General features: G+C 69.8%; 25 protein-coding genes. 11 read left to right on the top strand and 14 right to left on the bottom strand.

Features of this window, described 5'->3' with window-relative positions; all coding sequences use genetic code 11:
* The first annotated feature begins 88 nt into the window (after window positions 1–88).
* On the top strand, window positions 89–1,426 hold the full coding sequence (locus tag ACZ62B_RS04720; RefSeq protein WP_469689386.1) for a helix-turn-helix domain-containing protein: 1,338 nt from the start codon (window positions 89–91) through the stop codon (window positions 1,424–1,426).
* Window positions 1,423–2,241 carry a class I SAM-dependent methyltransferase gene (locus ACZ62B_RS04715; protein WP_469689292.1) on the top strand — a complete coding sequence of 273 codons (819 nt, stop codon included), beginning with the start codon at window positions 1,423–1,425 and terminating at the stop codon, window positions 2,239–2,241. The genes ACZ62B_RS04720 and ACZ62B_RS04715 overlap by 4 nt, the downstream gene beginning before the upstream one ends.
* Window positions 2,242–2,243: 2 nt before the next feature.
* On the opposite strand, the gene ACZ62B_RS04710 is transcribed toward ACZ62B_RS04715, so the two are convergent.
* Window positions 2,244–3,320, bottom strand: a complete 1,077-nt coding sequence (locus tag ACZ62B_RS04710; protein WP_469689291.1) for an SMI1/KNR4 family protein — start codon at window positions 3,318–3,320, stop codon at window positions 2,244–2,246.
* Window positions 3,321–3,551: 231 nt separating this feature from the next.
* Between ACZ62B_RS04710 and ACZ62B_RS04705 the strand changes: the two genes are divergently transcribed.
* Window positions 3,552–4,661 carry a hypothetical protein gene (locus ACZ62B_RS04705; RefSeq protein WP_469689290.1) on the top strand — a complete coding sequence of 370 codons (1,110 nt, stop codon included), beginning with the start codon at window positions 3,552–3,554 and terminating at the stop codon, window positions 4,659–4,661.
* Here ACZ62B_RS04705 and ACZ62B_RS04700 read toward each other — a convergent pair.
* From ACZ62B_RS04700 to ACZ62B_RS04685, 4 genes are all read right to left on the bottom strand, one after another.
* Window positions 4,658–6,358, bottom strand: a complete 1,701-nt coding sequence (locus ACZ62B_RS04700) for a relaxase/mobilization nuclease domain-containing protein (protein ID WP_469689289.1) — start codon at window positions 6,356–6,358, stop codon at window positions 4,658–4,660. The genes ACZ62B_RS04705 and ACZ62B_RS04700 overlap by 4 nt on opposite strands.
* The gene (locus ACZ62B_RS04695) at window positions 6,348–6,923 is read right to left on the bottom strand and encodes a MobC domain-containing protein (RefSeq protein WP_469689385.1); all 576 of its coding nucleotides are present in this window, start codon (window positions 6,921–6,923) and stop codon (window positions 6,348–6,350) included. Before ACZ62B_RS04695 ends, ACZ62B_RS04700 begins: the two co-directional genes overlap by 11 nt.
* A 314-nt stretch (window positions 6,924–7,237) precedes the next feature.
* Complete coding sequence (locus tag ACZ62B_RS04690; protein WP_469689288.1) at window positions 7,238–8,443, bottom strand: DUF3631 domain-containing protein; 1,206 nt, start codon at window positions 8,441–8,443, stop codon at window positions 7,238–7,240.
* A gap of 595 nt (window positions 8,444–9,038) precedes the next feature.
* The gene (locus tag ACZ62B_RS04685) at window positions 9,039–9,233 is read right to left on the bottom strand and encodes a helix-turn-helix transcriptional regulator (RefSeq protein WP_109781179.1); all 195 of its coding nucleotides are present in this window, start codon (window positions 9,231–9,233) and stop codon (window positions 9,039–9,041) included.
* Between the two features lie 121 nt (window positions 9,234–9,354).
* Between ACZ62B_RS04685 and ACZ62B_RS04680 the strand changes: the two genes are divergently transcribed.
* Window positions 9,355–9,855 (top strand): helix-turn-helix transcriptional regulator, encoded by a 501-nt coding sequence (locus tag ACZ62B_RS04680; RefSeq protein WP_469689287.1) that lies wholly within the window; start codon window positions 9,355–9,357, stop codon window positions 9,853–9,855.
* Between the two features lie 24 nt (window positions 9,856–9,879).
* Complete coding sequence (locus ACZ62B_RS04675) at window positions 9,880–11,034, top strand: tyrosine-type recombinase/integrase (protein WP_469689286.1); 1,155 nt, start codon at window positions 9,880–9,882, stop codon at window positions 11,032–11,034.
* Window positions 11,035–11,041: 7 nt separating this feature from the next.
* On the opposite strand, the gene sodN is transcribed toward ACZ62B_RS04675, so the two are convergent.
* Window positions 11,042–11,437, bottom strand: coding sequence for a superoxide dismutase, Ni (gene sodN, locus ACZ62B_RS04670; protein WP_004983535.1), 396 nt, complete (start codon window positions 11,435–11,437; stop codon window positions 11,042–11,044).
* A 146-nt stretch (window positions 11,438–11,583) separates the two neighbouring features.
* Here sodN and sodX point away from each other — a divergent pair, with 146 nt between their 5' ends.
* The gene (gene sodX, locus ACZ62B_RS04665; protein WP_217129586.1) at window positions 11,584–12,018 is read left to right on the top strand and encodes a nickel-type superoxide dismutase maturation protease; all 435 of its coding nucleotides are present in this window, start codon (window positions 11,584–11,586) and stop codon (window positions 12,016–12,018) included.
* Here sodX and ACZ62B_RS04660 read toward each other — a convergent pair.
* Window positions 11,901–12,551: a CGNR zinc finger domain-containing protein gene (locus tag ACZ62B_RS04660; RefSeq protein WP_073932419.1), complete on the bottom strand. Its 651-nt coding sequence runs from the start codon at window positions 12,549–12,551 to the stop codon at window positions 11,901–11,903. The two genes, sodX and ACZ62B_RS04660, sit on opposite strands and share 118 nt — an antisense overlap.
* 99 nt (window positions 12,552–12,650) lie before the next feature.
* On the opposite strand from ACZ62B_RS04660, the gene ACZ62B_RS04655 reads away from it, so the two are divergent.
* A complete protein-coding gene (locus ACZ62B_RS04655; protein WP_468719320.1) occupies window positions 12,651–13,421 on the top strand; it encodes a class I SAM-dependent methyltransferase in 771 nt (256 codons plus the stop codon).
* Between the two features lie 58 nt (window positions 13,422–13,479).
* Here the strand turns inward: ACZ62B_RS04655 and ACZ62B_RS04650 are convergent, their stop codons facing one another.
* The 3 genes from ACZ62B_RS04650 to ACZ62B_RS04640 are packed head-to-tail and all read right to left on the bottom strand — an operon-like array spanning window position 13,480 to window position 16,194.
* Window positions 13,480–14,280 carry an amino acid ABC transporter ATP-binding protein gene (locus ACZ62B_RS04650; RefSeq protein ID WP_344568930.1) on the bottom strand — a complete coding sequence of 267 codons (801 nt, stop codon included), beginning with the start codon at window positions 14,278–14,280 and terminating at the stop codon, window positions 13,480–13,482.
* Window positions 14,277–15,206 carry an amino acid ABC transporter permease gene (locus ACZ62B_RS04645; RefSeq protein WP_344568928.1) on the bottom strand — a complete coding sequence of 310 codons (930 nt, stop codon included), beginning with the start codon at window positions 15,204–15,206 and terminating at the stop codon, window positions 14,277–14,279. Before ACZ62B_RS04645 ends, ACZ62B_RS04650 begins: the two co-directional genes overlap by 4 nt.
* A gap of 28 nt (window positions 15,207–15,234) precedes the next feature.
* Complete coding sequence (locus ACZ62B_RS04640) at window positions 15,235–16,194, bottom strand: ABC transporter substrate-binding protein (protein ID WP_344568926.1); 960 nt, start codon at window positions 16,192–16,194, stop codon at window positions 15,235–15,237.
* 583 nt (window positions 16,195–16,777) lie between these two features.
* On the opposite strand from ACZ62B_RS04640, the gene ACZ62B_RS04635 reads away from it, so the two are divergent.
* The 4 genes from ACZ62B_RS04635 (at window position 16,778) to ACZ62B_RS04620 (ending at window position 20,032) form a co-directional block, all read left to right on the top strand.
* Window positions 16,778–18,016: an NAD(P)-dependent malic enzyme gene (locus ACZ62B_RS04635; protein WP_073932424.1), complete on the top strand. Its 1,239-nt coding sequence runs from the start codon at window positions 16,778–16,780 to the stop codon at window positions 18,014–18,016.
* A 177-nt stretch (window positions 18,017–18,193) separates the two neighbouring features.
* Entirely contained in the window at window positions 18,194–19,159 is a 966-nt protein-coding gene (locus ACZ62B_RS04630; RefSeq protein ID WP_344568922.1) for a zinc-binding dehydrogenase, read from the top strand.
* Between the two features lie 100 nt (window positions 19,160–19,259).
* Complete coding sequence (locus ACZ62B_RS04625) at window positions 19,260–19,469, top strand: HTH domain-containing protein (RefSeq protein ID WP_344568920.1); 210 nt, start codon at window positions 19,260–19,262, stop codon at window positions 19,467–19,469.
* On the top strand, window positions 19,469–20,032 hold the full coding sequence (locus tag ACZ62B_RS04620; protein WP_469689285.1) for a Clp protease N-terminal domain-containing protein: 564 nt from the start codon (window positions 19,469–19,471) through the stop codon (window positions 20,030–20,032). The genes ACZ62B_RS04625 and ACZ62B_RS04620 overlap by 1 nt, the downstream gene beginning before the upstream one ends.
* A gap of 156 nt (window positions 20,033–20,188) precedes the next feature.
* Here ACZ62B_RS04620 and ACZ62B_RS04615 read toward each other — a convergent pair whose 3' ends face one another.
* From ACZ62B_RS04615 to ACZ62B_RS04600, 4 genes are all read right to left on the bottom strand, one after another.
* Entirely contained in the window at window positions 20,189–21,226 is a 1,038-nt protein-coding gene (locus ACZ62B_RS04615; protein WP_468886908.1) for a helix-turn-helix transcriptional regulator, read from the bottom strand.
* A 1-nt stretch (window position 21,227) separates the two neighbouring features.
* Window positions 21,228–22,100 carry a DUF4097 family beta strand repeat-containing protein gene (locus tag ACZ62B_RS04610; protein WP_344568915.1) on the bottom strand — a complete coding sequence of 291 codons (873 nt, stop codon included), beginning with the start codon at window positions 22,098–22,100 and terminating at the stop codon, window positions 21,228–21,230.
* 342 nt (window positions 22,101–22,442) lie between these two features.
* Entirely contained in the window at window positions 22,443–22,622 is a 180-nt protein-coding gene (locus ACZ62B_RS04605; protein WP_023586593.1) for a DUF6104 family protein, read from the bottom strand.
* An 80-nt stretch (window positions 22,623–22,702) separates the two neighbouring features.
* Window positions 22,703–26,509: a multifunctional oxoglutarate decarboxylase/oxoglutarate dehydrogenase thiamine pyrophosphate-binding subunit/dihydrolipoyllysine-residue succinyltransferase subunit gene (locus ACZ62B_RS04600; protein ID WP_469689284.1), complete on the bottom strand. Its 3,807-nt coding sequence runs from the start codon at window positions 26,507–26,509 to the stop codon at window positions 22,703–22,705.
* Window positions 26,510–26,710 lie beyond the last annotated feature (201 nt).

Genomic DNA, 26,710 nt, shown 5'->3' with positions numbered 1-26,710 from the left:
ACTTAACTCATTTGGGTCGGGAGCCAGCGTGGGGGCCAAGGCAGGGGCCACTATGGGGGCCAGAGGTCACGTGTTCCTGGGGGACGGCATGGGCGACACCGGGATCGGCGCCTTGCTCGTCCGGCTGCGTACCGCGCGCGGCTGGAGCCAGCAGAGGGTTGCCGACGAGTACAACGCCCTGGAGGGGCGCTCCGCGAAGACCGGCAAGGAGATCGGGCGGTACGAGCGCGAAGCGCGAGTTCCTGTTCCCTACGCCCGGAAGTACCTGGCGCAGGTCTTCGGTGTCGATGTCACCGTACTCGACCAAGCCGTTGCCATCAGCAAGGGACAGCGGGACGGGGCTGACGCCGCCGAGGTCGAGACTGTGCCGTCGGTGCTGCCGCCCGAAGACACTCACGTCCGTGGAGGCCCGCTCTCGGAGGACGCGGTGCGTTCGGCGGACTTCGCCCGCTTCATCGCGCAGCGGAACGCCGACGAGTTCGTCGTGGAGCAGTTGGAGGCAGACGTCGGCCGGCTCGCCCGTACGTACGTCAGCCACCCGTTGATGGAGCAGTACGTCGAGATCAGGCGATTACGGGACGGGGTCTTCGAGTTGCTGCGTGGGCGCCAGCACCCCCGGCAGACCACTGACCTCTACCTCTCCGCTTCTCGCCTCTGTGGCCTGTCCGCGCACGTCTGCCTTGACCTTGGCGCCTACGACTCCGCCGCCACTCACGCCCGCACCGCACGTGCCTGTGCCGAGGCGGCGGGGCACGAGGGGATGCTGGCCTGGGTACGGGCCGTGGAGTCGTTGATCGCGTACTGGACAGGGCAGTACGAGCAGGCGGCCCGGCTGGCGCAAGTCGGCCGGCGGCACAGGGCGAGCGGCAGCATCGGCCCACGGCTGGCGAGTCTGGAGGCGCGGGCGTTGGCGATAGTCGGCGACACGGCAGGTGCGCTCGCTGCCCTGTCGGATGCCGAACGATCGCGCGAGGCGATCTCAGGTCGGGACGAGGTACTGGGAGTCTTCGACTTCCCCGCAGCCAAGCAGTTCGCGTACGCCGGAACGACTCTTCTGGCCGTGGGCGGGCAGGAGCACCTCCAGCGGGCCATCGTCAGCGCGGAGACGGCGATCCGCCTCTATCGCAGCGCGGACGGAGACGACCAGTCGGTCGGTGACCTGTTTGCCGCGCACCTCGACCTCGCCAGCGGGCACCTGCTCCTGGGCGACCTGGACGGCACGGAGAAAATGCTCGGCTTCGTTCTCCAGTCCTCGCCGGAGCGCATGTCGGCCAGTATCGTGCGCCGGCTCACCGTTCTCGGGCGGGAGCTGGAAGGGCCGCAGTACGGTGGAGCCGCGCAGGCAGTGCACCTGCGCGAACGACTCCAGCACACGGCCGTCCGTGCTTCCCTGCCTGCCGCCCACCCACCGGAGTTGCCGACGTGACCGACCTGTCCGCCGCCTACGACGCTGCTGTCACCGACCGGACCCGCCTGGCGGGCAGCGCCTACAACGGAGACCGGGACCTGGCCGCCCGGCAGTCGCTCTACCAGTGGCAGACGCCCCGGTACGACCTTCCCGGCCTCGTCGCCGAGCGGCTGGGTGATGTATGTGGGCGGGTCGTCGACATCGGCTGCGGCAACGGCAAGTTCATCCAGCGGCTCCGCCAGGACCGCCCGGACCTGTCCCTGCTCGGCTTCGACATCGCGCCCGGCATCCTCGCCGGCGTACCCGGCCCGGTCGCCGTGGCGGACGCCACGCGGCTTCCGCTGGCGGCGGGCAGCGTCGACGCCGCTCTCGCGCTTCACATGCTCTACCACGTGCCTGACATTCCCCAGGCGGTCAGGGAGCTGGCCAGGGTCGTGGACCGTGACGGGCTGGTGGTCGCCTCCACCAACAGCGACCGCGACAAGGCCGAACTCGACGACCTCTGGCAGCGGGCCGCCGGCGACGTCCTCGGCGTCGAGCGCGGCCCGGCCCGAATCTCGCTCAGCGCCCGCTTCTCCCTGGAGAAAGCCCCGGCCTTCCTCGGGGAGGAGTTCAGGCAGGTCGAGGTCGTCGAACTGCCAGGGACCATCACCGTCCGCGACCCTGAGCCCGTCATTGCCCACATGGCTTCGTACCGAGCCTGGGCAGACCAGCAGGACATGCCTTTCGACGCGACCATTGATCGGGCCCGTGCCCTCGTCGCCGACGACATCGCCCGCAATGGCGTGTACGAGATCACCTGCCTTGGCGGCATCCTTGTCTGCCGCCGGTGAGATCACCTCTGTAGCGGCCAGGGCCCGGTGAGCAGGCGTCGTGCCTCCTCGACGATCGAGTCCGCCAGGGATTCCCGGTCGCCGAGTCGGATCGCCGCCCAGTCGTTGTATGCCTCGGTTTTGTCGACGAGCGGCCTGAGTGTCTGCGGCCGGGCCAGTGCGCCCCACCCTTCGTACGTGATCAGGTCACCGCCGGCGCCGGGGGCCAGGCTGCCGTTCACGATCAGCCGGAGCCACCAGCGGACGAGTTCCCAGCGAGCCACTTCCCAGGGGAGGTCGGTGGTGTCGGCTGGCAGGTCTTGGAGCAGGCCGAGTTCGTCTAGTACCTGGTCGAAAAGGGTGTCGGCCTGCTCGTGCTCGGAGCGTGACAGGCCGGCGAGGAGGGGGAGGGACTCCGTCTCGACGTCGAGAACCAGGGCCGTGAGGCCGGCTTCGATGAGCTGGTCCGGGTGGTGTCGTCGGCCGATCAGGCGTTCCAAGGCCAGCATCCGGAAGCAGTCGACGGCCTCCTGCGCGGTCGTGGCGTACGGCGTGAACGGCGTGGGCGCGGTGACGTCGATGTCCGGTCCGCCCTCGACGAAGTACGACCAGAAGTCGACGGTTGAGTGGGCGAGGAGGCCGCTCGACCGCCCGGCGAATTCGTGCTGGATGTAGTCGGTGAGGTCGTTTCCGTACAGGATGATGTCGGTCTGGTAGACGGACAGGACGGGGTGCCCGTACTCGCCCGCCGTGCCGGGCAGGTAGCGGTGTCCGTAGACCGGAACCAGTTGCGGCACGCTCTCCAGTTCGGTTCTCGCGACGCGCAGTGCCTCGGACGTCTCCGCCGGTCTCGACGGCCAGCCGGGATGCCAGAACACGTTGTGCTCCACGTCGAAGAGCACGCCCTCCACCGGCCACGCCAGTCGTTCGGCAAGGTCCTCAGGGTCGCCGTCGCGCCAGTCGGGCCACCGCGACGAGCCGTGCGGGAGCCCGGCGGCGAGGAAGACGCGGTGGTCTGCCGAGAAAGTGAAGCCGAACCGTGTCTCGACCGCGTCGAGTTCCCGCTCACTGAGACCCGGACCGATTTCGGCTCGGATCATGCCCTGTAGGAGCTTTGCGACTTCCGGGGTCAGGTAAGGGGGCGATTGCGCGGTCATGCACCTCAGCGTAGTAAGCAGTACGGCTGTGCACGCTGGGGGGGCCGTGGGAGTCTGTGGCCGCCCAGTATTCGCGGCGATGGACGTGATGGATGACAGTTCTCCCTGCCCGAAACTGATTGGCTGGCTGCTGCCTTGCTGCGAAGATTCCTCTGTTTCCTAGACGGAGGACATTTGTTCGCTTTCGTGTGTGCGAGGTGCGGCGCCGAGCTGACCGCCCCGCTGTCCCAGGTCGCCCTGCCGGTCCATGCCCATCAGAAGTACGGGAATGGCATTCAGCTTCCGGTGCTCATGGAACCAGGCACGTTCGCCGTGGACCCGGAGCCCTGGGGGCCGCCGTGGAGGACGTGGGGGGAGATCCATCCGGAGGAGGCGACCGCCCGCGGTGTCTACGCGCCGGTCTACTCCCTGTCCGACGGCGCGCCCGGTGCGATCGTCATCGCGCCGGGTGACGCCCGCGGCACTCTGCTGATTCCGGAGAACTGCGGCGGCTACTGCTGCGGCCTCGACGGGGCCGACGGCCCGAACATGGCCTGCGAAACGTGTGGTTTGCCTGTGGCGAGCCGTATCGACGATTGCTCGCTCTGGCAGGCGGTGTGGCTCGCCCCGGGCGCTGTGCGGCGTCTTTCCGTCGACGGGGCCGACATCGCACCGCTTTCCTGGACGGAATTGATGGCGGAGAGGAAGGGCACGCCTCCGTTCGAGCCGATCACCGCCAGGTGGGGGTCTCGGCTGGGGCTGAACCACTGGTGGTCCTGGAGTCCACGCTGGGAGGCCGCGGTCGGTCGGGCACTCGCCCACCTGTTGGTGGCTTCGGAGGGCCAGCCGGTGACGGTCCCGGGTGGCTTGATCGGGGAAGTGTTCCAACGTGCCCTGGACGCCTTGCTGCCCGCAGGTCCGCCGGAGCGGTGGGCTGTCCTGGCTGGGCCGGGACAGCCCGCCCCTGGCGGGGACGCCGACATCCTCCTCGTGCCGGCTCATCCGCAGACGGGGGAGACCTGGACCCTGCCTGGCCTGGCCGCCTCGGTGCATTTGGTGCCGTTGCCGTTCGGAGTGTGGCTGTGGCTGGCCTTCCCTGAGCCGCATCTGCCCATTCCCGCGTCGGGTGGCATGCCCGACGGCGTCCTCCGCGACGACCCGCCTGCGCCGCACCCCCATTACCTGTTCCGGGCTGATCCGGAATCGTTCCGACACGCCCTGGTCCGATTGCCAGCCGTCCGCAGCCCGTGGCTGCGCGAGATCCTTGAGAACGTCGCACAGCACAGACGGGTCGGCCTCTTCTAACCTGCGACGCGGTGACGTGGTTGGCGGTGTGGTCCGTCCTGAGGCGGTATTTGGTTCGGCTGTGTGGGCTTCGAACGGGCGGTGCCCACCGTTCCTTGCTGGCGTGCCGCTTGTACCCGCTTGTTGGGCTGGGACGTGGTGCGCCAGATCAGGACCTGGGCCGGATGCTCGGCGGTGTCCAGTTCGCGTTCGGCGGCAGCCTGGGCCAGGAGTTGGTGAGGGCGGTGCCCGGCGGACTCGGCGTAGGCCAGGGCCGTGACGAGGGCGGGCCAGGCTGGGTCGGTGAGGATGCGCTCGGCTTGGGCGGGGATGGTGTGGCGGATGGCGGCCTCGAAGCGGTGGGCGGTTTGTGGGAGGGGTGTGCGGAGGGTGAGTTCGGTTAGGACCGGAGTGGCGGCTTGCTCGTAGCCGGCCTGGAGGTGGCGGAGGGCCTGTTCGGCTGCGGCGGCCTGCTGTTCGTGGCCTCGTTGGGTGTGCCAGTGGGCGGCGGCGCGGGCCAGGTGAAGGGCGGCGAAGATCACGGCGACGGTGAGTCCGCCAGGGGCGTGCGAGGCGTAGGCGAGTTCCTTGGCGGCTTCTCGGAGGGCGGTGGCGGCTTGGTGGTCGGCGCGGATCGCCGAGCGGCGTGCTCGGTTGAATGCCACTGCTGCTGCTCGGAGTTCTGTCCGGTGCGGGCCGCGCGTGGCGAGGGTCAGGTTGTGGAGGACGTCGCCGAAGGCGGCCAGGTGGGCCTGGGCTATGGCATCGGTGGCAGAGTCCAGGACCGTGTGGGTGGAGTGCAGGGCGGATGCGGCCTTGCGCCAGGTCTGCGCCGAGTCCGCCACTTGCTTGGGGCGGTCCGCCACGTCCTGCGCGGGGAGGCGTTCGCGTAGGCGGTTGATGGAGAGGTCGGGGGCGAGTTTGGAGCCGCCGTACCAGATGGGTTCGCCGGCCGCGTTGGTGTCGCCGGGTGCGGCGAGGCTGTAGCTGATCACGTCGCCGGTCTCGGGGCCGAGGCGTGTTTTGACCTTGATGCCGAGGGACTGCAGCACGGTGAAGTAGTCGGCTTCGTTGTGTACGGCGGCGGCGACCGCGTATGCCTGCTCGCGCAGCCAGTGCCGTGCCGTGACTGTCTGGCCCTGGCGCTCGGCCTTGGCGCGTTCGGCGCCGGTGGGGGTGCGGGGCGCGGTGAGGTCGCCGGACTTCAGGCGGCGCAGACCGAACTCGGCCTCGATCTTGCGGCATTCATCTTGGGCTCGCTGTCCGTCGCGGTGGGTGCGCGGGCGGCGCCCGTCGGCACGGACGGTGGTGGCCATGATGTGGATGTGGTCGTCGGCGTGGCGCACCGCGATCCACCGGCATGCCTTCTCGTCGCCTTCGGGGGCGATGCCAGTGGCGTGAACGATGCGGCGGGCTACCTCGGCCCACTCGGCGTCGGTGAGGTAGCGGTCGCCGGGCGCGGTACGGACCGGGCAGTGCCAGACATGCTGAGGTGGCTTCTTGCCGCCCAGCTCGCGGGTGCGCAGGTCGACATGGTGGTCGAGGCGCTTGGCGAGCAGGGTGTAGCTGGCCTCAGGGTCGCGGCCCGGGTCTGGGGCGCCGGCCATGTCCCAGGCGGCGACGATGTGAGGGTCGGCGTGTTCGTCGCGACGGCCGGGGCCGAAGAGGTAGACGATCAGTCCGCGGGAGTCGGAGCCGGTGGAGACATCAGGAACCATGCGCGGTGCCTTCCGTCAGGAGCTGGTCGATCAGCCGGTAGCTGCTCTCGGCGGCTTGCTCGACGCGGTCCAGCACCGCCTCGACGTGCTCGGGCACCGTTCCTCGGTGGATGGCTGCGGTGATCTGGTTGAGGTTGCCGCCGATGCGGTTCAGCGCGACCGTCTGTGCCTCGACGGCCTCGACCAGCGGACGGACCGGGTCGTCCTCCGGGCTGCCGACCAGCCCCGCCTTGCCCAGAGCGGCGGCCAGGGCGGCGTCGCCGACGAATCCGGCGAACTTCTGACCGCGCTGATGAGCGGCGGCGCTGATCACGCTCACCGCGGTCCGCGTGAAGCGGATGGTTTTCTCCTGGTCGCGCCTCTCCACCGTGCGCTTGCGGTTCCTCAGCGCGGGCAGGACGGGGGCATCGAGATCCCGCCAGGAGAGCTGCTCGACGGGAGGTAGGACATCGGCCGGCGACTGAGCGTCCGGGGCGACGGAGTCGGCTGCGGTCCAGCAGCCGGTCTCGGCTACACCCTCCTCCGGCTCGGGCGCCCCCTGGCGCTCGGCCTTCTCCTCCGCCACCCCTGGGGCGGGGGCAAGCGCGGACGAAGCCTCGTTAGAGGCTCGTTCGCTCCAGCTTGCTGCTGATCGGCGGGTCAGGCCGAAGAATCCCTTGCGGCGGCGAGCGGGGACGTTGTCGGTGTTCGTTTCGGGCATGGGGTGCTCCGATGGTGGTGTGGGGTGAGGCTTCGTCACGTCCGTTGCATCCGTCCCGTAGCTGGTCAGGACAGGTACGGAGGCGGTCGCAGGTACGGAGTGATCCGTATCGGCGAGGAACTCCGTCCCCGCGCTGACCTGCGCGGGGACGGATGCGACGGATTGATACGGAGCTGGTGTCAGCGAGTGGGCCTGGGGCCGGCAGGCCCGCCGGGCGGGCCGACGGGCAACGTCCCCGTCGGAGGGGTCGGTGGCATGCCCGGGACTCGACGTGCGGGCACGGTCTCGCTGACTGCGGGGGCCGGCCGGGCGGGGCCGGGGCAGTAGCGGGCCCAGGCGTCGAGGAACTGGTTGCGGGCGTACGCCTTGGCCTGCCTGCCGTTCTCGAAGCGGTGGTTGGCCGGGCTGATGCCGAAGTCGCGCAGCAGGTTGGCCAGGTGGTAGGCGTTCAGGCCCTTCGTCCCGTACTCGGCCCACGGCGCCTCGGCGTCCTGAACGAGGGCGGCGAGCAGGTCGTGGCTGCGCAGCGCCTCCGTGTTGCCCTGTTGCTCGAAGGCGCGGCGGATGTCCCGGAGCAGCCGGGTCTTCAGCGTCGTCTGTTCGTCCTGGACCACCTCGGTGCGGGTCATCGACAGGCAGGCAGCGCGGGCCTGCGCGGGCCAGTGACCGCCGGCCAGGTCGGCGACGATGACCAAGGGCTCCCAGGTGTCCGCGGCCCGGTCTTCGACCGGCATCGGTGGCACCAGCCGGTGCGCTGCCCCGCGCAGCGGGGTCAGCCAGGCGGCCAGCCGGTCGCGCAGCGCGTTCAGTTCCGGGACGGAGTAGCGGGAGCGGAAGGGAGCGATCTTCTCGCCGGGCTTGCGCTTCTGCATGCGGAGCACGACGGCGCGGTCCATGATCGTGTCTGGCAGGTCGCCGATCCCGGCCAGCGCGGCCATGGCGAAGGTGGGGAACGCGGTCGGCTTGTGTTCCGGGCCGGAGATCCGCCAGGCGGGGCGGTTGCGCTGGTGTCCGGCGTTCAGCAAGCCCCGGAGGTCCTCCTTGTCGCCGGCCTTGGGGCCGAAGATGGTGTCGGCCTCGTCCACCAGGAGCGTCGGCGGGTCCTCGCCGATGATCCGGAAGACCACCGCCGGTGAGGTGTTCACGGTCATCATCGGCTTGTGCACGGTCTCGTGGAGCACGTCCAGGACGCGGGACTTTCCGCATCCCTTGGTCGGCCCCACCACCGCCAGGCGCGGCGCGTGCTGGAGGGCGGGCTGGATGTGGGAGGCCGCCGCCCACAGGGTGACCGCGGTCAGTGCCTCCTCGCTCGGCAGGACGACGTAGCGGCCGATCGCGGCGCGCAGCTCGTCCAGTACGGCGGTCCCGTCCTGGTCCCGGTCCACCTTGGGACCGGCGCGCTTGCGGTCCCCAGTTCCCGGTCCGGGTTCGGGGGCCGTCCCCGGAGCACCGTGGTCAACCCGGACCGACGGTCCGGGTTCGCCGGCCGACTGACCGGAACTCTCCACCCGGTCATCGACTTCCGGACCAGGTCCACGGTCCGGGTTTCCGGCCCGGTCCGGCAGGCCGCTGAGCTGCGCGTTCTCCGTCAGTCCGGGTTCCTGGTCCGGGTTGTCCGGAACTTCGGTCCGGGTTTCGGTCGCGGGTCGGTCCGGTCCCGAACCGACCGGACCAGCGGCACGGTCCGCTTGTTCACCGGTCCCCGGAGAGGCGGACTGGCCGTCCGCTCGGTCCGGACCGAGCCACGGGATGCCCTGGCCGGGGACCGCAGCAGCAGGCCAGACGACCTTGCGGGATGTGTTCGAGGTGGCGGGGGACGTAGAGTCCTCCATCGACGTTCCTCTCAGGTGAGGGACGGGACGGGCAAGGTCCCGCCTCTCACCGGTTCGTTCGTTCAGGGATGGGCGGCGTGCAGGGGAATCTCCGGCCCTCGGCGTTGGCGCGCCGGGGGCCGTTGCTGTGTCCGGGGCTGCGAGCTGCTCACGAGGCCAGGCCCCATTCGTCCTGGCCGTCGATCAGCGTCTGCTCGTAGCGCAGGAGCTCGGCCTCGGGGTAGAGCACCCGCTTGCCGACCTTGATGCCGCGCGGCCCCTTCCCGATGTGGCGCCAGTAGCGGACGGTGCTCTCGGCTGTGCGGTAGCGCTCGGCGACCTCGGCGGTGGTCAGGTATCGCATGCATTCCCATTCGGCTAGATGGCGATTCGATCTGCATAAAGTTGTACCTCGGGATCGGCGGTTACCCAAATCGGGAAGCTCATGTTTCAATTTGGATAGCGATGGTCGTGATGGAGGTTCGATGGCAGGCGACAGGCCCGAGGGCGGCGAGGTGCCGCTGCTCTACAGCGAAGGGAACGTGGCCGCGCGCGTGGCGCTGGAGCGCGAGGTCAGAGGGTGGAGCACGACCGAGCTGGCGGAGCGGGTGACCAGAGCCGGCGTCAAGATGAACCAGACAGCGGTCTGGCGCATCGAGAACGGCTCTCCTCGCCGGCGCATCAATCTCGACGAGGCCCTCGCCTTCTCCCGCGTCTTCGAGCTCCCTCTCGAAGAGCTGATGTCCCCGCCCCTGGAGGGGCTCGACATCGACAGCCGGCGCCTCGTTCAAGAGGCCGTCGAGGCGTTCTACGAGACCCGAGACGCGCGCGATCGTCTCCATCGCGCCGTGGTCGCCATCGCCGACCACATCAAGGCCCATCCCGACAGCTCGCGGGCGATCCACGAGCAGTGCCTCCGCCTCATGGGCGACGAGCGGGACGCTCGCACGCTCAGCAGTGACATCGAGGACGGCGGCCACTACTGACAAACGACACGAAGGAGAGGCCACTTGGCCAACATCCAGAAGCGCCCCAACGGCAAATGGCGGGCCCGCTACCGCGACCTCGACGGCAAGGAGCACGCCCGCCACTTCGAGCGGAAGCTGGACGCCCAGCGGTGGCTCGACGAGGTCACGGCCAGCATCGTGACCGGCCAGTACGTCGACCCGCGTGCCGGGCGGATCACGTTCGAGAAGTACGCGAAGAAGTGGGAGGAGTCGCTCATCGCCAGCGAGGCGGGTGAGCGCATCACCGACAACGCGCTGCGGCTGCACCTCGTCCCGGCGCTCGGCTCCCGCGCCATGGCGGCGATACGCCGCAACGACATCCAGGTCCTGTTCAAGAACCTGTCCGAACTGCTCGGCCCCGGCAGCGTGCGGAACGTCTACGACGTCCTCGTGCGCGTGATGACCGCGGCCGTGGAGGACAAGGTCATCGCGTCCAGCCCGTGCCGCCGGATCACCCTTCCGCCCACGTCGGACGAGGAGGTCACGCCGCCCATGGTCGCCCAGGTCGAGGCCATGGCCCGGGTGATGCCGCCGTACATCCGCGCGGCGATCGTCACGCTCGCGGGGTCAGGCTTGCGCATAGGCGAGTTGCTCGGCCTCAAGGTGTCGGACGTCGACTTCAAGGCGGGCACCATCCGCGTCGAGCGGCAGCGGCTCCAGTCGGGGAAGATCGGCCCGCCGAAGACCGCGAAGTCCCGGCGCACCGTCCCGGTCGGTGAGGTCGTCACCGACGCTCTCCTCGCGCACCTCGCCGCACGCCCCTCCAAGGAGTGGCTGTTCACGATGGAGGAGGGGAAGCCGCTCAACTACCGGCGGTGGAAGACCGAGTGGAACGGCGCCCGTCGCGCACTCCAGGCGGCCGAGAACGGCGCAGCCGAGCGGGAGGGCCGTAAGGCCGTCGAGCTGCCGCACATGGTCACCCACGACCTGCGGCACTTCTACGCCTCCGCGCTCATCGCCGGCGGCGCGAGCGTCAAGCAGGTGCAGCTGGTCCTCGGGCACGCGTCCGCCGTCATCACGCTGCGGATCTACGCGCACCTGTGGCCCGGGGAAGAAGACCGCACCCGGGCCGTCATGGACGCCGTGCTCGGCGGCCTGCGGACCGGGTGCGGACTCGGAGACACTGCAATCAAGGAAATCGCAGGTCAGAGGGCATGATCGAAGATCAAGCCTTCTTCGTCTCCCAGAAGATCTTGTCGATCTGGGCGATGTAGTCCAGCGCCTTCTGGCCGGTGGCCGGGTCCGTCGACGCCTTGGCGGCCGAGAGGGCCTTCAGGGTGTCGTTGACCAGCTGGTGCAGCTCCGGGTACTTCTCGAAGTGCGGGGGCTTGAAGTAGTCGCTCCACAGCACGGAGACGTGGTGCTTCGCCAGCTCGGCGCGCTGCTCCTTGATGACCGTGGCACGGGCCTGGAAGTGCGGGTCGTCGTTGCCGGCCATCTTCTCCTGGACGGCCTTCACCGACTCCGCCTCGATGCGGGCCTGGGCCGGGTCGTACACGCCGCAGGGCAGGTCGCAGTGGGCGCTGACCTTGACCTTGGGGGCAAACAGGCGGGAAAGCATGGAGCGTTTCCTTCCTCGTGATCGTCTTCTCACACTGGACATTACTCCGTGGCGGACGGCTTTTCGCGGGTGCCCCCGCGGGCTTAGGACAAAAGTCCGGGGTGAGACTGAGACTGGTGGAGGACGAACCGGGGAGGTGCCGGGTGATGCCGGAGCTGTCGCAGGACGCCGAGCGGGCGAGGGCGCCGCTGCCCTTCGGGGTGGCCGAGGTGACCGGGCCGTCCATGGTGCCCACGTTGCACCACGGGGACCGGCTCCTGGTGCACTACGGCGCCCGGGTCAAACGCGGGGACGTGATCGTGCTGCGGCATCCGTTCCAGCAGGACCTGCTCGTCGTCAAGCGGGCCGCCGAGCGGAGGGAGGGCGGCTGGTGGGTGCTGGGGGACAACGCGTTCGCGGGCGGCGACAGCACCGACTACGGGGTGGTGCCCGACGAGCTGGTGCTCGGCCGGGTCCGGTTCCGTTACCGGCCGCGCGGCTCCGAGCGGCGTTCGCCGCTGGCCGTGGTGGGCTGGGCGCTGTCGTCGGCCCGGCCCGTGCTCTCCGGCCGGTCGGCCTCCAGGCGTTTGCGGGCGCGGTAGGCGGCCACGTTGGCGCGGGTGGCGCAGCGGTCGGAGCAGTAGCGGCGGGAGCGGTTGGTGGAGGTGTCCAGGTAGGCGTTGCGGCAGGGCGACGCCTCGCACAGGCCGAGGCGGTCCACGCCGTACTCGGTGAGGTGGAAGGCCAGGCCCATCGCGGCGATGGCGGCGTAGCCGGCGGTGGCGTTGGAGGGGTGGTCGGCCAGGTGCATGTGCCACAGCGGGCGGCCGTCGTCGTCGCGGAAGTCGTGGCCGGAGATCTGCGGGCTGACCGGGAACTCCAGCAGCAGTGAGTTCAGCAGGTCGACGGCGAGGGTCTCGTCGCCGCCGTCCGCCGCCTCGAAGACCGAGCGGAGCCTGGCCCGGACCGAGCGGAACCGCGTCACATCGGCGTCGGTGGTGCGCCGGGCGGCCGACTGGTTGGCGCCGAACAGATCGCGGACGGCCTCGACGGAGGTGAGCGTGTCCTTGCCCCGGGCCGGTTCCTCGGTGTTGACGAGGCGTACGGCGTAATCCGAGTAATAGGCCAGTTCCACTTGTAGTCCTTACGCGGGGGGTCTAGTGTCGGAGCGCGGTCTTGTAATGGACGATTCCGTACCCAGGGTATTACGGGACGTATGCGAGGGAGGCGCTCGATGACGGACGCGGACACCACCACGGCCGCCGCCGACTGGCGGGCCTGGCAGGAGAGCTGGGACCGGCAGCAGGAGTGGTACATGCCGGACCGCGAGGAACGCTTCCGGGTCATGCTCGACATGGTGGAGGCCCTCGTCGGCACCGCGCCGCGCGTGCTCGACCTCGCCTGCGGCACGGGCAGCATCACCGCCCGGCTGTTCGACCGGTTCCCGGACGCCACCAGCACCGGCGTCGACCTGGACCCGGCGCTGCTCGCCATCGCGGAGGGCACGTTCGAGGGGGACGAGCGGGTCTCCTTCGTGACGGCCGACCTCAAGGACCCCGAGTGGCAGGCGGCACTGCCGTACGACTCCTACGACGCCGTGCTGACCGCGACGGCCCTCCACTGGCTGCACCGGGAACCCCTCGCGGACCTCTACGGGCACATCGCGGGGCTCGTCCGCGACGGCGGTGTCTTCATGAACGCGGACCACATGATCGACGACACCACGCCCCGGATCAACGCGGCCGAGCGCGCCCTGCGCCACGCCCGCATGGATCAGGCCAAGCGGGACGGTGCCCTCGACTGGGCCCAGTGGTGGCAGCTCGCGGCGAAGGACCCGGTCCTCGCCGCGCCGACGGCCCGCCGGTTCGAGATCTACGGCGAGCACGCCGACGGCGACACGCCGTCGGCCGCCTGGCACGCGCGCGTGCTGCGCGAGAAGGGGTTCGGCGAGGCGCGGGCGGTGTGGTGCTCGCCCTCGGACGCCTTGCTGCTGGCACTGAAGTAGCCGGAGGGGAACGCGAAGGGGCGGTACGGAAGTCCGTACCGCCCCTTCGCGTGTCCGTTCAGAGCACCTTGGACAGGAACGACTTGGTGCGGTCGTGCTGCGGGTTCGTCAGCACCTCGCGCGGGTGGCCGGACTCGACGACCACGCCGTCGTCCATGAACACCAGCGAGTCGCCCACCTCCCGGGCGAAGCCCATCTCGTGGGTGACGACGATCATCGTCATGCCGTCCTCGGCGAGGTCGCGCATGACGTCGAGGACCTCGCCGACGAGCTCCGGGTCGAGCGCCGACGTGGGCTCGTCGAAGAGCATCAGCTTGGGCTGCATCGCCAGCGCGCGGGCGATGGCGACGCGCTGCTGCTGACCGCCGGAGAGCTGGGCGGGGTAGTGGCCCCTGCGGTCGCCGAGGCCGACCCGGTCGAGCAGCCGCTCCGCACGCTCCCGGGCCACGGCCTTGGTCTCGCGCTTGACCTGGACCGGAGCCTCCATGACGTTCTCCAGCGCCGTCATGTGGGGGAAGAGGTTGAAGCGCTGGAACACCATGCCGATGTCCCGTCGCTGCGCCGCGACCTCCTTCTCCTTGAGCTCGTAGAGCTTGTCGCCCTTCTGCCGGTAGCCGACCAGCTCACCGTCGACGGACAGCCGGCCGGCGCTGATCTTCTCCAGGTGGTTGATGCACCGCAGGAACGTGGACTTGCCGGAGCCGGACGGGCCGATCAGGCAGAACACCTCCCGCGCGTTCACCTCCAGGTCGATGCCCTTGAGGATGTGCGCGAGGCCGAAGGACTTGTGCACGCCCTCCGCCTTGACCATCGGGTGACCGCTCGGGCCGCTCACCACGTCCTTGCCGATCTTGCTCATCGGGTCACCTCCGGGCGGCCGAAGGAGTTGAACAGACGGAGGTTCTTCTTCAGGCGCTGCAGCGGCGTCGGCGGCAGGTTACGCGTCGAGCCACGGGCGTAGCGGCGCTCCAGGTAGTACTGGCCGACGCTGAAGACGCTGGTGAGGGCCAGGTACCAGATGGACGCCACGAAGTACATCTCGACCACCGCGAGCGAGGTGCTGGAGACGTCGGTGGACCGCTTGATGAGTTCGTTGAACTGCACCGCGTAGGCGAGCGACGAGGTCTTCAGCATGTTGATGAACTCGTTGCCCGTCGGCGGCACGATCACCCGCATCGCCTGGGGGAGCACCACCCGGCGCAGCGTTTTGGACTGGGTCATGCCCAGCGCGTGGGACGCCTCCGTCTGTCCCTCGTCGACGGACTGGATGCCCGCGCGGACGATCTCGGACATGTACGCGGCCTCGTTGAGGCCGAGACCCAGCAGTGCCGCCAGGAACGGCGTCATCACCTGGTTCATCTCGTCCTTGTAGAACCCCAGGTTGAGCACGGGGAACACCAGTGCGATGTTGTACCAGATGAGCAGCTGGACCAGGACCGGCGTGCCGCGGAAGAACCAGACGTAGAAGTAGGCCACCGTGCTGGTGACCGGGTTCGACGACATCCGCATGACCGCGAGGATCACGCCCAGGACGAGGCCGAGCACCATGGCGAGCACGGAGATGTACAGCGTGTGCCAGGCGCCGGACAGGATCGTGCCGTCCGTGAGGTAGTCGGGGATGATGCCGTAGTTGATGTTCGCGTTGGAGAAGGCGATCCCGATCAGCACCAGGATGGCGATGACCACCGCGCCGGCCACCCAGCGGCCGTAGTGGCGCACCGGGATCGCCTTGATCTGCTCCGGCGGCACCGATGACGCCGGAGCCTTGTCAACCGTGTCGGTCACAGTGACTGCCCTTCAGTGTCGCCGAGGTTCAGGAACCGCCGTTGATCTTCGCCTCGGTCACCGCACCGTCCGTGACGTTCCACTTCTCCAGGATCTTCGTGTACTCGCCGTTCTCGATGATGGCTTTCATGGCCGCCTGGAGGGCGTCCCGGAGCTGGGTGTCCTCCTTGCTGACGCCGATGCCGTACGGGCCGGCCTCGATCTGCTCGCCGACGACCTCGAAGTCCTTGCCGCCGCCCGACGTCTTCGCGTTGTACGCCGCGACCGGGAAGTCGTTCAGGTCGGCGACGGACGCGCCCTGCTTCAGCCGCAGCAGCGCCTCGGGGTCGGTGTCGTAGGTCTGGAGCTTGATCGCCTTGTTGCCGTCCTCGGTGCACTTCTTGTTCTGCGCGTTGGCGATGCCCTCGGAGGTGGTGCCGCGCTGCAGCGCTACCACCTGGCCGCACAGGTCGTCCAGGGACTTGATGCCCTTGGGGTTGCCCTTCTGGACGAGGATCGACGTACCGGCGGTGAAGTAGTCGACGAAGTCGATGCCGTCGCCGGCCTTCTTGCCGGTGTCGGAGTCGATGCCGTTCTGGCGGTCCGCGGTGTCGTTCATCGCGGACATGATCACGTCGAAGCGGTCGGACTGCAGACCGACGATGAGCTGGTCGAACTTGCCGTTCTGGAAGTCGAACTCCACCCCGAGCTGCTTGCCCAGGGCCTTCGCGATGTCGGGGTCGATACCGACGGCCTCGCCGTCCTTCATGAACTCGACCGGCGGGTACGCGATGTCGGAGCCCACCTTGATGACGCCCGCCTTGCGGATGTCGGCCGGGAGCTTGTCGGCGAGCGGCGCGTTGGACGAGTCGGCGGTGCCGCTGTCGCTGCTCTTGTCCGTCTGGTCACCGCAGCCGGTGAGAATCAGCGCGCCTGCGACCGCGATCGCGCCGACCGCTGCAAGACGGGAACGCGCGGCGGTGGTACGACGGGTGGTGCTTGCGGTCATGGTGGGTTCCTCCGGCGGATGGGTGGAGATGCCGATGGGTGGGCCACTGCCGATGGGTACCGACAGCGCCGCAGGTCGACGAGAACACACGTCTTCGAGTGTCGCGACCTCGTGCGATTACGGCATCTTGCCATTCGGTCTGAGCCATTCAGGGGGCCCGCGATGTCAAAATCGGATAACGGGTGACGCCCGAACCGCACCACTCCGGGACATCTGACCGGACAGTCTGCGGGAATCATTCGTTCCGACCGGAAGATCTCCGGTCCATCCCAGGATGCGGACTCGTCCACCGAGGTTTTTGTCGTGATTGTGGGCTTGCTCGTAGACCGTCCCAGCCTTGTCCTGATATGGAGCGACAATTCAGGGCGGCGGCATGTGACCTTCGCGTTATGGACTCGTCGCCGACGGCGTCCGTCCGGTAAGAAGGTTCTTTACACCCCTCATCCGGGGCTCAGGGCGCGTGTGCGGCGCGCCCGTCGTGTTCGGCCCGTACGCATCAACCCTCCGGGCCTTGCGCGGTCCCGCCCACCCCTCACCAGGAGTGGCAACCCTCAAACCATGAACAATTAAGGGGTAAAACCAAGTGGCAGCGGAGATTGTCAATCCTCGCAGCGACAGCGAAAGCCGGAACGGTCATACGGAGCAGGGCAACGGGGCCGAGCCCCTTGACTCCTTCGACCCGGCGTTCGCGCTGCACCGCGGCGGCAAGATGGCCGTGCAGGCCACCGTGCCGATCCGCGACAAGGACGATCTGTCCCTGGCTTACACGCCCGGCGTCGCGAAGGTGTGCAGCGCGATCGCCGAGCAGCCGGACCTCGTCCACGACTACACGTGGAAGTCGCAGGTCGTCGCCGTCGTGACGGACGGTACGGCCGTGCTGGGACTCGGTGACATCGGTCCCGAGGCCTCCCTCCCGGTGATGGAGGGCAAGGCCATCCTCTTCAAGCAGTTCGGCGGTGTGGACGCGGTCCCGATCGCCCTGAACTGCACCGACGTGGACGAGATCGTCGAGACCGTGGTCCGGCTCGCCCCGTCCTTCGGCGGGGTGAACCTGGAGGACATCTCCGCGCCCCGCTGCTTCGAGATCGAGAAGCGGCTGCAGGAGCGGCTGGACATCCCGGTCTTCCACGACGACCAGCACGGCACGGCGGTCGTGTCGCTGGCGGCGCTGCGGAACGCGGCGCGGCTGAGCGGACGGACGCTCGGTGAGCTGCGGGCCGTGATCTCGGGCGCGGGCGCGGCGGGTGTCGCGATCGCCAAGATGCTGATCGAGGCCGGTATCGGCGATGTCGCCGTGGCCGACCGCAAGGGCGTCGTGTCGCGGGACCGCGAGGACCTCACGCCGATCAAGGCGGAGCTGGCGTCGTTCACCAACAAGGCCGGCCTCTCCGGATCGCTGGAGTCGGCGCTGGCCGGCGCCGACGTCTTCATCGGCGTCTCCGGCGGCACGGTGCCGGAGCCGGCGGTGGCGTCGATGGCCGAGGGCGCGTTCGTCTTCGCCATGGCCAACCCCGACCCGGAGGTGCACCCGGAGGTCGCGCACAAGTACGCGGCGGTCGTGGCCACCGGGCGGTCGGACTTCCCGAACCAGATCAACAACGTGCTCGCGTTCCCCGGCATCTTCGCCGGCGCGCTCCAGGTGCGGGCCTCCCGGATCACCGAGGGGATGAAGCTGGCGGCGGCCGAGGCGCTGGCCTCGGTGGTCGGTGACGATCTCGCCGCCGACTACGTCATCCCGTCCCCGTTCGACGAGCGGGTCGCCCCCGCGGTGACGGCGGCGGTGGCCGCGGCCGCCCGGGCGGAGGGTGTCGCCCGCCGCTGAGGTGCGCGGATCGCCGGTCGGCCCCGTCCCCGGGTGGGCGGGGCCGATTTTCTGTGCCGGTTTTCCGTGCCGGGGGCTTGGGCCGCCCGGGTGGCGGATCCCGTCGTGTGGCAAGAGGGCGTGTCTCACAGCGGGGCCCGGTTCCTTCGGCGGGGCGGGGAACCTATCGTCAAGGTCATGTTCGCTGTCTACGCCGCCCGAATCGACCGCGACCAGCCGCTCGCGGGTCTGGAGTCGGGAGAGCGTCCCGCTCCCGAGCCCCGGCCCGGCTGGAGCACCGTCACGGTCAAGGCCGCCTCCCTCAACCACCATGACCTCTGGTCCCTGCGGGGCGTGGGCCTCGCGGAGGACAAGCTGCCGATGATCCTCGGCTGCGACGCCGCCGGCGTCGACGAGGACGGCAACGAGGTCGTCCTGCACTCGGTGATCGGACAGAGCGGCCACGGGGTGGGTCCCCGCGAGCCCCGGTCCATCCTGACCGAGCGCTACCAGGGCACGTTCGCCGAGCGGGTCGCCGTGCCCACCTGGAACGTCCTGCCCAAGCCGAAGGAGCTCTCCTTCGAGGAGGCCGCCTGTCTGCCGACCGCCTGGCTGACCGCGTACCGGATGCTGTTCACCAACGCCGGGGTGCGGCCCGGGGACTCCGTACTGGTGCAGGGGGCCGGGGGCGGCGTCGCCACCGCCGCGATCGTGCTCGGCAAGGCGGCTGGGCTGCGGGTCTTCGCCACCAGCCGGGACGAGGCCAAGCGGAAGCGGGCGCTGGAACTCGGGGCCGTGGAGGCCGTGGAGACCGGGGCGCGGCTGCCGCAGCGGGTCGACGCGGTGATCGAGACCGTGGGGGCCGCCACCTGGTCCCACTCGGTGAAGTCGCTGCGGCCCGGCGGCACGCTGGTCATCTCCGGTGCCACCAGCGGTGACCGGCCCTCGCACGCCGAGCTGACCCGGATCTTCTTCCTGGAGCTCAAGGTCGTCGGGTCGACCATGGGCACCAAGGACGAGCTGGAGGACCTGCTCTCCTTCTGCGCCGCCACGGGGGTGCGTCCCGTCATCGACGAGGTGCTGCCGATGGACCGGGCCCGGGAGGGCTTCGAACGGATGGATTCCGGCGGGCAGTTCGGCAAGATCGTGCTCACGAACCCCTGAGGGGCGAGGCTCGCCCCGACGGCCGGTCCGGGTCTCCGGGCCGGCCGTCGGCATGTCAACCGGGGTTGACAGTGGTGGAGTGTCAACGTACGTTGACATCATGACTGAGGCAACCGACCTCGCCGAGCGGGCGGGCGATCGCGACCCACGGGTCGGCCTGCGGGCCGTCGCCGCCCTGCGCCGGCTGCTGGAGCAACTGGAGACCGTGCAGGTGCGCAGCGCGCGCCATCAGGGCTGGTCGTGGCAGGAGATCGCCACCGAACTCGGAGTCAGCAGGCAGGCCGTGCACAAGAAGTACGGGAGGCATTGATGTTCGAGCGGTTCACGAAGGACGCCCGTGATGTGGTGAAGGGGGCGGTCGAGTACGCCGACGGGGCGCAGGCGGGGACCGTCGACGCCGAGCATCTGCTGCGTGCCCTGCTGGATCGCAGGGCCAGCCGCGCGTCCTTCGCGTTGGCGGCGCTCGGGGTGGACGAACGCAAGGAGTCGGTACGGCGTGCCCTGGACGAGGCCCGGCGCCGTGCCGGTCTGTCGCAAGCCGAGTCCGACGCCCTCGCCGGACTGGGGATCGACGTCTCGGAGATCGTCGCCCGGGTGGAGGAGGCCCACGGTGTCGGGGCGATGTCCGGCGACCGCAAGGACAAGGGCTGGTGGTCGGGGCGCCGCAGCTTCAGCCGGGGCGCCAAGGACGTGCTCGAAGGGGCCCTGCGTATCGCCGTGGCCCGGCGGGACCGTCACATCGGCGACGAGCACATCCTGCTCGCCCTCACCGCCCGCCCCGGCGTCCCCGCCGAGGTCCTCGCCGACCACGGCGTGACGCACGAGTCCGTGACCCTGGTCCTCCACGGGGGCGGCGAGGCGAAGGCGGGCTGACATCGGCGCAGGCCCAACCGGGTCGGGCTCAGCCCGGGCCCGGGTGGGCGGACCGGTCTTGCGGCCACGGCCGGGTCCCGCCGGGTCTGGGGTGTTCCGTCGGGCCGGGGCTTGTCGGAGCCCGGGTGCCGGCCCGGTCGGGGCGGGGCGGGAGACTCACCGCTTCGGGGTGCGCAGGATCACCCCGATGTGGGCCGCTGCCGTGGACAGGTGGCGGCGGGCGTCGCGGAGTTGGTCCGGGGTGACTCCGTGGTCGCGGGCCGCGTCGCGGATGTCGTCCCGGAAGCGGTCCAGCAGGCGGTCCAGGTCGCGGGCCGGATCGCCGGTGGAGTCCGCGGTGTCCTCGTGCGCCCAGGACGGGGTGTAGTCGGCGGGGAAGTCCTCGGGTGTCTCGGAGTACGACGGCTCCGAGGTCTTGCCGGAGGCTCCTGTGCCGGTGCGGCCGAAGGCGAAGTCCTTGCCGAACCCGCTCATCTCCTTGGCCAGCTCACCGAGGCCCTCCCGCAGGCCCGTCGGCCAGTCGCCCCGGGCGAAGTGGTCCTGCACCTGCTCCTGGACCTGGCGCACGATGCGCTGCACCTCCTCCTGCGCCCTGTCCTGGGCCTCCTTGGCCTGGCGGCGGGCGCGCTGGGCCTCCTCGCGGGAGCGGCGGCTCTCGTCCTTGGCGCGGCGGGCCTGTTCCTTCCACTCCTGCTTGGCGCGGCGCATCTCTTCCTTGGCCGCCTGCCAGGCGTCCTTGTTGCCGAAGACCCCGAAGTCGCCGAAAACGCCTTCCTCCTCGGTGGCCGCCCCGCCCGTACGGCCCTGGCGGGCCTTGCCGGCCGCGGCCCGCATCTCGCGGCGCAGATCGCCCGCCGCGCCGCTGACGTCGGCCCGGATCTCGGCGGCCAGCTCGGCGACCGACTCCCGGATCTCCAGCTCCAGATCGGCCAGCTCGCCGCTGCGGTCGGCCAGTTCGGCGCGGCCGGCGTCCGTGATGGAGTACACCTTGCGGCCGCCCTCGGTGGTGTGGGTGACCAGGCCCTCCGCCTCCAGCTTGGCCAGGCGCGGGTAGACCGTGCCCGCCGACGGCGCGTACAGCCCCTGGAAGCGCTCCTCGAGGAGGCGGATCACCTCGTAGCCGTGGCGGGGGGCCTCGTCCAGCAGCTTCAGCAGGTAGAGGCGGAGGCGTCCGTGGGCGAAGACGGGAGGCATGTCAGAGCACCTTCTTGTCGGTCGTACCGGCATTGTCTTCCGCGCCGCCCTGCGGTTCGGGCTCGTCCTCCGCGGCCGGACGGCGCAGCAGGGCGATGGAGCCGGAGACGGTGGTGGCGCGCAGCTTGCCGCTGCCCGCGCCCAGGCGGCCGGTGAGCTTGTGGGCGCCCCACACGCCCTGGACCCGGAGGTCGTCGAAGGCGTTGGAGATCGCGCCGCTCGCGGTGTTGGCCTCCACCTCGGCGTCCGCGGGGTCCGGCAGCCGGATGGCGATCTCGCCCGAGACGCTGGTCAGCTTGACGTCGGTGGGGCCGTCGGGGTCGAGGTCCACGATCAGTGATCCGCTGACCGTGTCCGCCCGTACGGAGGAGCCGGAGCCCTCGACGACGGTGAGGTCGCCGGAGACGGAGGCGAAGCGGAGGTCGCCGGTGACGGACTGGGCCTCCACGTTCCCCGAGACGGTGTCCGCGTGGACCGGGCCGGACAGGGCGACCAGGGTGGTGTCGCCGGCGACGCCCTTCACCGCGGCGGGGCCGTGGATTCCGGAGACCACGGCGCCGGCGCCGACCACGCCCACCTCGACCCGGGTCCGGGCCGGGACGGCCAGGGAGACCACCGCGCTGCGGCGCCAGCCCTTGCGGTCCAGCCACTTGAGGAAGCCCTTCCAGGGGAGGTCGTCGTAGGCGACCGTCAGGGTGCCGTCCTGCTGGGTGACCACGAGGGGCGGGCCGTCGATCTCGGAGACCTGGAGGTGGGCGGAGGGGTCGTCGGTGCCGACGATGTTCACTGTGCCGTTGACGATGCGGACGTGCAGGTTGTTCACGGGGGTGTCGAAGGTGAGCTTCGTGGGTTCCGCGACGGACCATTCGGGCATGAGGGGACCTCCTGGGAACGCAGCGGTCGACGATGACGCGGCATATCGCGTCTTACGTGATTCACGATATATCGCGGCAGGGGAAAGTCAAGGCACTCGTTCTGGTGATCCGTCGGCTTGTGACCGTGCCGATGGTGATGGTGGTGTGCACCGGTGGTGGTGCTGGGCGGGGGGTGTTCGCGCAGCCCGGCGCTTGCGGGGTGCCGTCGCGCCCACCCGTGCCGCCCCAGCGGCACGACTGCCCGCGGGAGCGGCGGTGCGCGGTTGCCCGCGGGGACGGTGGTGCGCGGTTGCCCGCGGGAGCGGTGGTGTGGGGCTGACTGTGGTCGGCGAGGGGGTGTTCTACTCCTCGTCCTCGTCGTCCAGGCGGGCCAGCCAGGTGGCCAGGCGTTCCACCGGGACCTCGAAGTCGGGGTTGAGGTCGACGAAGGTGCGGAGCTGTTCGGCCAGCCACTCGAAGGTGACCTCCTCCTCCCCGCGCCGCTTCTCCAGTTCCTCGATGCCACGGTCCGTGAAGTACATGAGGACAAGGATATGCGTGGGAAAACGGGCGGGCCGCACCCCCGTGAGAGGGGTGCGGCCCGTGCGCGTACCGCTGCCGGTTACGCCTCGAAGACCTCGCGCACCAGCTGCTCCTGCTCGGCCTGGTGGCGCTTCGCGGAGCCGACCGCCGGGGACGAGCCGTGCGGCCGCGAGATGCGGCGCAGACGCTCGTCGTGCGGGAGGTCGGCGCCGACCGCCAGGTCGAGGTGGTCGATCAGGTTGAGCGCGATGAACGGCCAGGCACCCTGGTTCGCCGGCTCCTCCTGGGCCCACAGGTACTTCTCGGCGTTCGGGTACTTCTTGATCTCCGCCTGGAGCTCCGCACCCGGCAGCGGGTACAGGCGCTCGATGCGGATGATCGCGGTGTCCGTCGCGCCGCGCTTCTGCCGCTCGGCCTCCAGGTCGTAGTAGACCTTGCCGGCGGTGAAGACGACCTTCTTGACCGCGGCCGGGTCGACCGAGGCGTCGCCGATGACCGGGCGGAACTGGCCCGTGGTGAACTCCTCCGCCTTCGAGGCCGCGGCCTTCAGGCGCAGCATCGACTTCGGGGTGAAGACGACCAGCGGCTTGTGGTGCGGGTTGTGCACCTGCCACCGCAGGAGGTGGAAGTAGTTCGACGGCGAGGTCGGCATCGCGACCGTCATGTTGTTCTGGGCGCAGAGCTGCAGGAACCGCTCCGGGCGGGCCGAGGAGTGGTCCGGGCCCTGGCCCTCGTAGCCGTGCGGCAGGAGCAGGACCACACCGGAGGTCTGGCTCCACTTCTGCTCGGCCGACGAGATGAACTCGTCCACGACCGTCTGCGCGCCGTTGACGAAGTCGCCGAACTGCGCCTCCCACAGCACGAGCGCGTCGGGGCGGGCCAGCGAGTAGCCGTACTCGAAGCCCATCGCCGCGTACTCGGACAGCAGGGAGTTGTAGACGTTGAGCCGCGACTGGTCCTCGGAGAGGTACTGCAGCGGCGTGTACTCCTCGCCCGTGCTGCGGTCGATGATGACCGCGTGGCGCTGGCCGAAGGTGCCGCGCTGGGAGTCCTGGCCGGCGAGCCGGACCGGGACGCCCTCCAGGAGCAGCGAGCCGAAGGCGAGGGTCTCGCCCATGCCCCAGTCGATGGTGCCGTCCTCGACCATCGCCGCGCGGCGCTGCAGCTGCGGCAGCAGACGCGGGTGGACGGTGATGTGGTCGGGGATGTTGACCTGGGACTCGGCGATCCGCTTGACGGTCTCCGTGGTCACCGCGGTGTTCACGGCGACCGGGAACTCGGCCTGCGGGTCCGAGGGCTCGACCGTGGCCGGCTGCGAGGTGGCCTCGCGGACCTCCGTGAAGACCTTCTCGAGCTGGCCCTGGTAGTCCTGGAGCGCCTGCTCGGCCTCTTCCAGGGTGATGTCGCCGCGACCGATGAGGGACTCGGTGTAGAGCTTGCGCACCGAGCGCTTCTTGTCGATCAGGTCGTACATCAGCGGCTGGGTGAAGGCCGGGTTGTCCGACTCGTTGTGACCGCGGCGGCGGTAGCAGATGAGGTCGATCACCACGTCCTTGTTGAACGCCTGGCGGAACTCGAAGGCGAGCCGCGCGACGCGGACCACGGCCTCCGGGTCGTCGCCGTTCACGTGGAAGATCGGGGCCTCGATCATGCGGGCCACGTCCGTCGCGTACATCGACGAGCGCGACGACTCCGGGGCGGCGGTGAAGCCGACCTGGTTGTTGATGACGACGTGGACCGTGCCGCCGGTGCGGTAGCCGCGCAGCTGCGACATGTTCAGGGTCTCGGCCACCACGCCCTGGCCCGCGAAGGCCGCGTCGCCGTGGATCGCCACCGGCAGGACGGTGAAGTCCGTGCCGCCCTTGCCGATGATGTCCTGCTTGGCGCGGGCGACGCCCTCCAGGACCGGGTCCACCGCCTCCAGGTGCGAGGGGTTGGCGACCAGGGAGACCTTGATCTGCTCGCCGTCCAGGCCGGTGAAGGTGCCCTCGGCGCCCAGGTGGTACTTCACGTCGCCGGAGCCGTGCATCGACTTCGGGTCGAGGTTGCCCTCGAACTCGCGGAAGATCTGCGCGTACGACTTGCCGACGATGTTCGCCAGCACGTTCAGCCGGCCGCGGTGGGCCATGCCGATGACGACCTCGTCCAAGCGGGACTCGGCGGCCGAGTCCAGCACCGCGTCGAGCAGCGGGATGACGGACTCGCCGCCCTCCAGGGAGAAGCGCTTCTGGCCGACGTACTTCGTCTGCAGGAAGGTCTCGAAGGCCTCCGCCGCGTTCAGCCGGCGCAGGATGCGCAGCTGCTCCTCGCGCTCCGGCTTGGTGTGCGAGCGCTCGATGCGGTCCTGGATCCACTTGCGCTGCTTGGGGTCCTGGATGTGCATGAACTCGACGCCGGTGGTGCGGCAGTACGAGTCGCGCAGCACGCCGAGGATGTCGCGCAGCTTCATCAGGGACTTGCCGGCGAAACCGCCGACGGCGAACTCGCGCTCCAGGTCCCACAGGGTGAGGCCGTGCTCGACGATGTCCAGGTCGGGGTGCTTGCGCTGGCGGTACTCCAGCGGGTCGGTGTCGGCCATGACGTGGCCGCGGACCCGGTAGGAGTGGATCAGCTCGAAGACGCGGGCGGCCTTGGTGACGTCGTCGTCGTGGGAGGCGTCGATGTCCTTGAGCCAGCGGACCGGCTCGTAGGGGATGCGCAGCGCCTCGAAGATCTCGTCGTAGAAGTTCTTCTCGCCGAGCAGGAGGTTGGCGACCGCGCGCAGGAACTCGCCGGAGGCGGCGCCCTGGATCACCCGGTGGTCGTAGGTCGACGTGAGCGTCATGACCTTGGAGATGCCGAGCTTGTTCAGGGTGTCCTGGGAGGTGCCCTGGAACTCCGCCGGGTAGTCCATGGAGCCGACGCCCATGATCACCGACTGGCCGGGCATCAGGCGCGGCACGGAGTGGACGGTGCCGAGGCCGCCGGGGTTGGTCAGGGAGACCGTGACACCGGTGAAGTCGTCCATCGTCAGCTTGTTGTCGCGGGCGCGACGGACGATGTCCTCGTAGGCCTGCCAGAACTCGAAGAAGTTCAGCGTCTCGGCCTTCTTGATGGCCGCGACGACGAGCTGGCGGTCGCCGTTGGGCTTCACCAGGTCGATGGCCAGACCGAGGTTGACGTGCTCCGGCTTCACCAGGGTCGGCTTGCCGTCCACCCGCGCGAACGAGTGGTTCATCGCCGGCATGGCCTTGATGGCCTGCACCATCGCGTAGCCGATGAGGTGCGTGAAGGAGATCTTCCCGCCCCGGGCCCGCTTGAGGTGGTTGTTGATGACGATGCGGTTGTCGAACAGCAGCTTCACCGGGACCGCGCGCACGGACGTGGCCGTGGGCAGCTCCAGGGAGGCGTCCATGTTCTTCGCCACGGCGGCGGACGGGCCGCGCAGGGTGACCTGCTCGGGGCCGGCCTTGGCCTCGGTGGCGGGCTCGGGCTTCGGCTTCGCGGCGGCCGGCTTGGCGGCGGGCGCGGCAGGCGCGGCGGCCTTCGCCGGGGCGGGAGCCGGAGCCTGGGCCGGGGCGGCGGGCGCCTTGGCGGCCGGCTGAGCGGGCGCGGCGGCGGGCCGCGCGGCCGCCGGAGCGGGCTGGGCGGCGGGCTGGGCCGGGGTGGTGGTTCCCGCGGCCCCCGCGGCCGCGGTACCCGCCGGAGCCGAGGTCGCAGGCGCGCCCGGCTTGTAGTCGGCGAAGAAGTCCCACCAGGCTCGGTCCACCGAGTTCGGGTCCTGGAGGTACTGCTGGTAGATCTCGTCGACGAGCCATTCGTTGGCACCGAAGGCCGCAGCGGGGTTCTTACCCGCTTGGTCGGTGTCGGTCGAGATGCTCGAGTTACTGGGGGACTGTGGCGACACGGCGTCAACCGCCCTCTTCCGCTTCGCAAGATGATGGACAGCGGAAATAAAGGCTACGCCCCCGAGAGCGAGAAGGTCAGGCCGGGCCCGTCCATCGTCGTGTAAGTCACATCGCGGCGGGTGTTTCGGCGCGGGAAATGGCGGGAAACAACCCTGGTTCCGCATCTCCGGGCCGCTTCAGGGATCGCTCGGACGGGCCCC

The organism is Streptomyces sp. NPDC053426, from assembly GCF_055585405.1.
The sequence above is the reverse complement of the archived record's forward strand: the minus strand, read 5'-3'. Positions and strand labels throughout refer to the sequence as shown.

Bases quoted from the DNA above. Each gene is read 5' to 3' on its own strand.
- ACZ62B_RS04720 (WP_469689386.1), top strand. From the start codon at position 89: ATGGGCGACACCGGGATCGGCGCCTTGCTCGTCCGGCTGCGTACCGCG.
- ACZ62B_RS04710 (WP_469689291.1), bottom strand. From the start codon at position 3,320: ATGATCCGAGCCGAAATCGGTCCGGGTCTCAGTGAGCGGGAACTCGAC.
- ACZ62B_RS04700 (WP_469689289.1), bottom strand. From the start codon at position 6,358: ATGGTTCCTGATGTCTCCACCGGCTCCGACTCCCGCGGACTGATCGTC.
- ACZ62B_RS04685 (WP_109781179.1), bottom strand. From the start codon at position 9,233: ATGCGATACCTGACCACCGCCGAGGTCGCCGAGCGCTACCGCACAGCC.
- ACZ62B_RS04680 (WP_469689287.1), top strand. From the start codon at position 9,355: ATGGCAGGCGACAGGCCCGAGGGCGGCGAGGTGCCGCTGCTCTACAGC.
- sodN (WP_004983535.1), bottom strand. From the start codon at position 11,437: ATGCTTTCCCGCCTGTTTGCCCCCAAGGTCAAGGTCAGCGCCCACTGC.
- sodX (WP_217129586.1), top strand. From the start codon at position 11,584: ATGCCGGAGCTGTCGCAGGACGCCGAGCGGGCGAGGGCGCCGCTGCCC.
- ACZ62B_RS04655 (WP_468719320.1), top strand. From the start codon at position 12,651: ATGACGGACGCGGACACCACCACGGCCGCCGCCGACTGGCGGGCCTGG.
- ACZ62B_RS04650 (WP_344568930.1), bottom strand. From the start codon at position 14,280: ATGAGCAAGATCGGCAAGGACGTGGTGAGCGGCCCGAGCGGTCACCCG.
- ACZ62B_RS04640 (WP_344568926.1), bottom strand. From the start codon at position 16,194: ATGACCGCAAGCACCACCCGTCGTACCACCGCCGCGCGTTCCCGTCTT.
- ACZ62B_RS04630 (WP_344568922.1), top strand. From the start codon at position 18,194: ATGTTCGCTGTCTACGCCGCCCGAATCGACCGCGACCAGCCGCTCGCG.
- ACZ62B_RS04625 (WP_344568920.1), top strand. From the start codon at position 19,260: ATGACTGAGGCAACCGACCTCGCCGAGCGGGCGGGCGATCGCGACCCA.
- ACZ62B_RS04620 (WP_469689285.1), top strand. From the start codon at position 19,469: ATGTTCGAGCGGTTCACGAAGGACGCCCGTGATGTGGTGAAGGGGGCG.
- ACZ62B_RS04615 (WP_468886908.1), bottom strand. From the start codon at position 21,226: ATGCCTCCCGTCTTCGCCCACGGACGCCTCCGCCTCTACCTGCTGAAG.
- ACZ62B_RS04610 (WP_344568915.1), bottom strand. From the start codon at position 22,100: ATGCCCGAATGGTCCGTCGCGGAACCCACGAAGCTCACCTTCGACACC.
- ACZ62B_RS04605 (WP_023586593.1), bottom strand. From the start codon at position 22,622: ATGTACTTCACGGACCGTGGCATCGAGGAACTGGAGAAGCGGCGCGGG.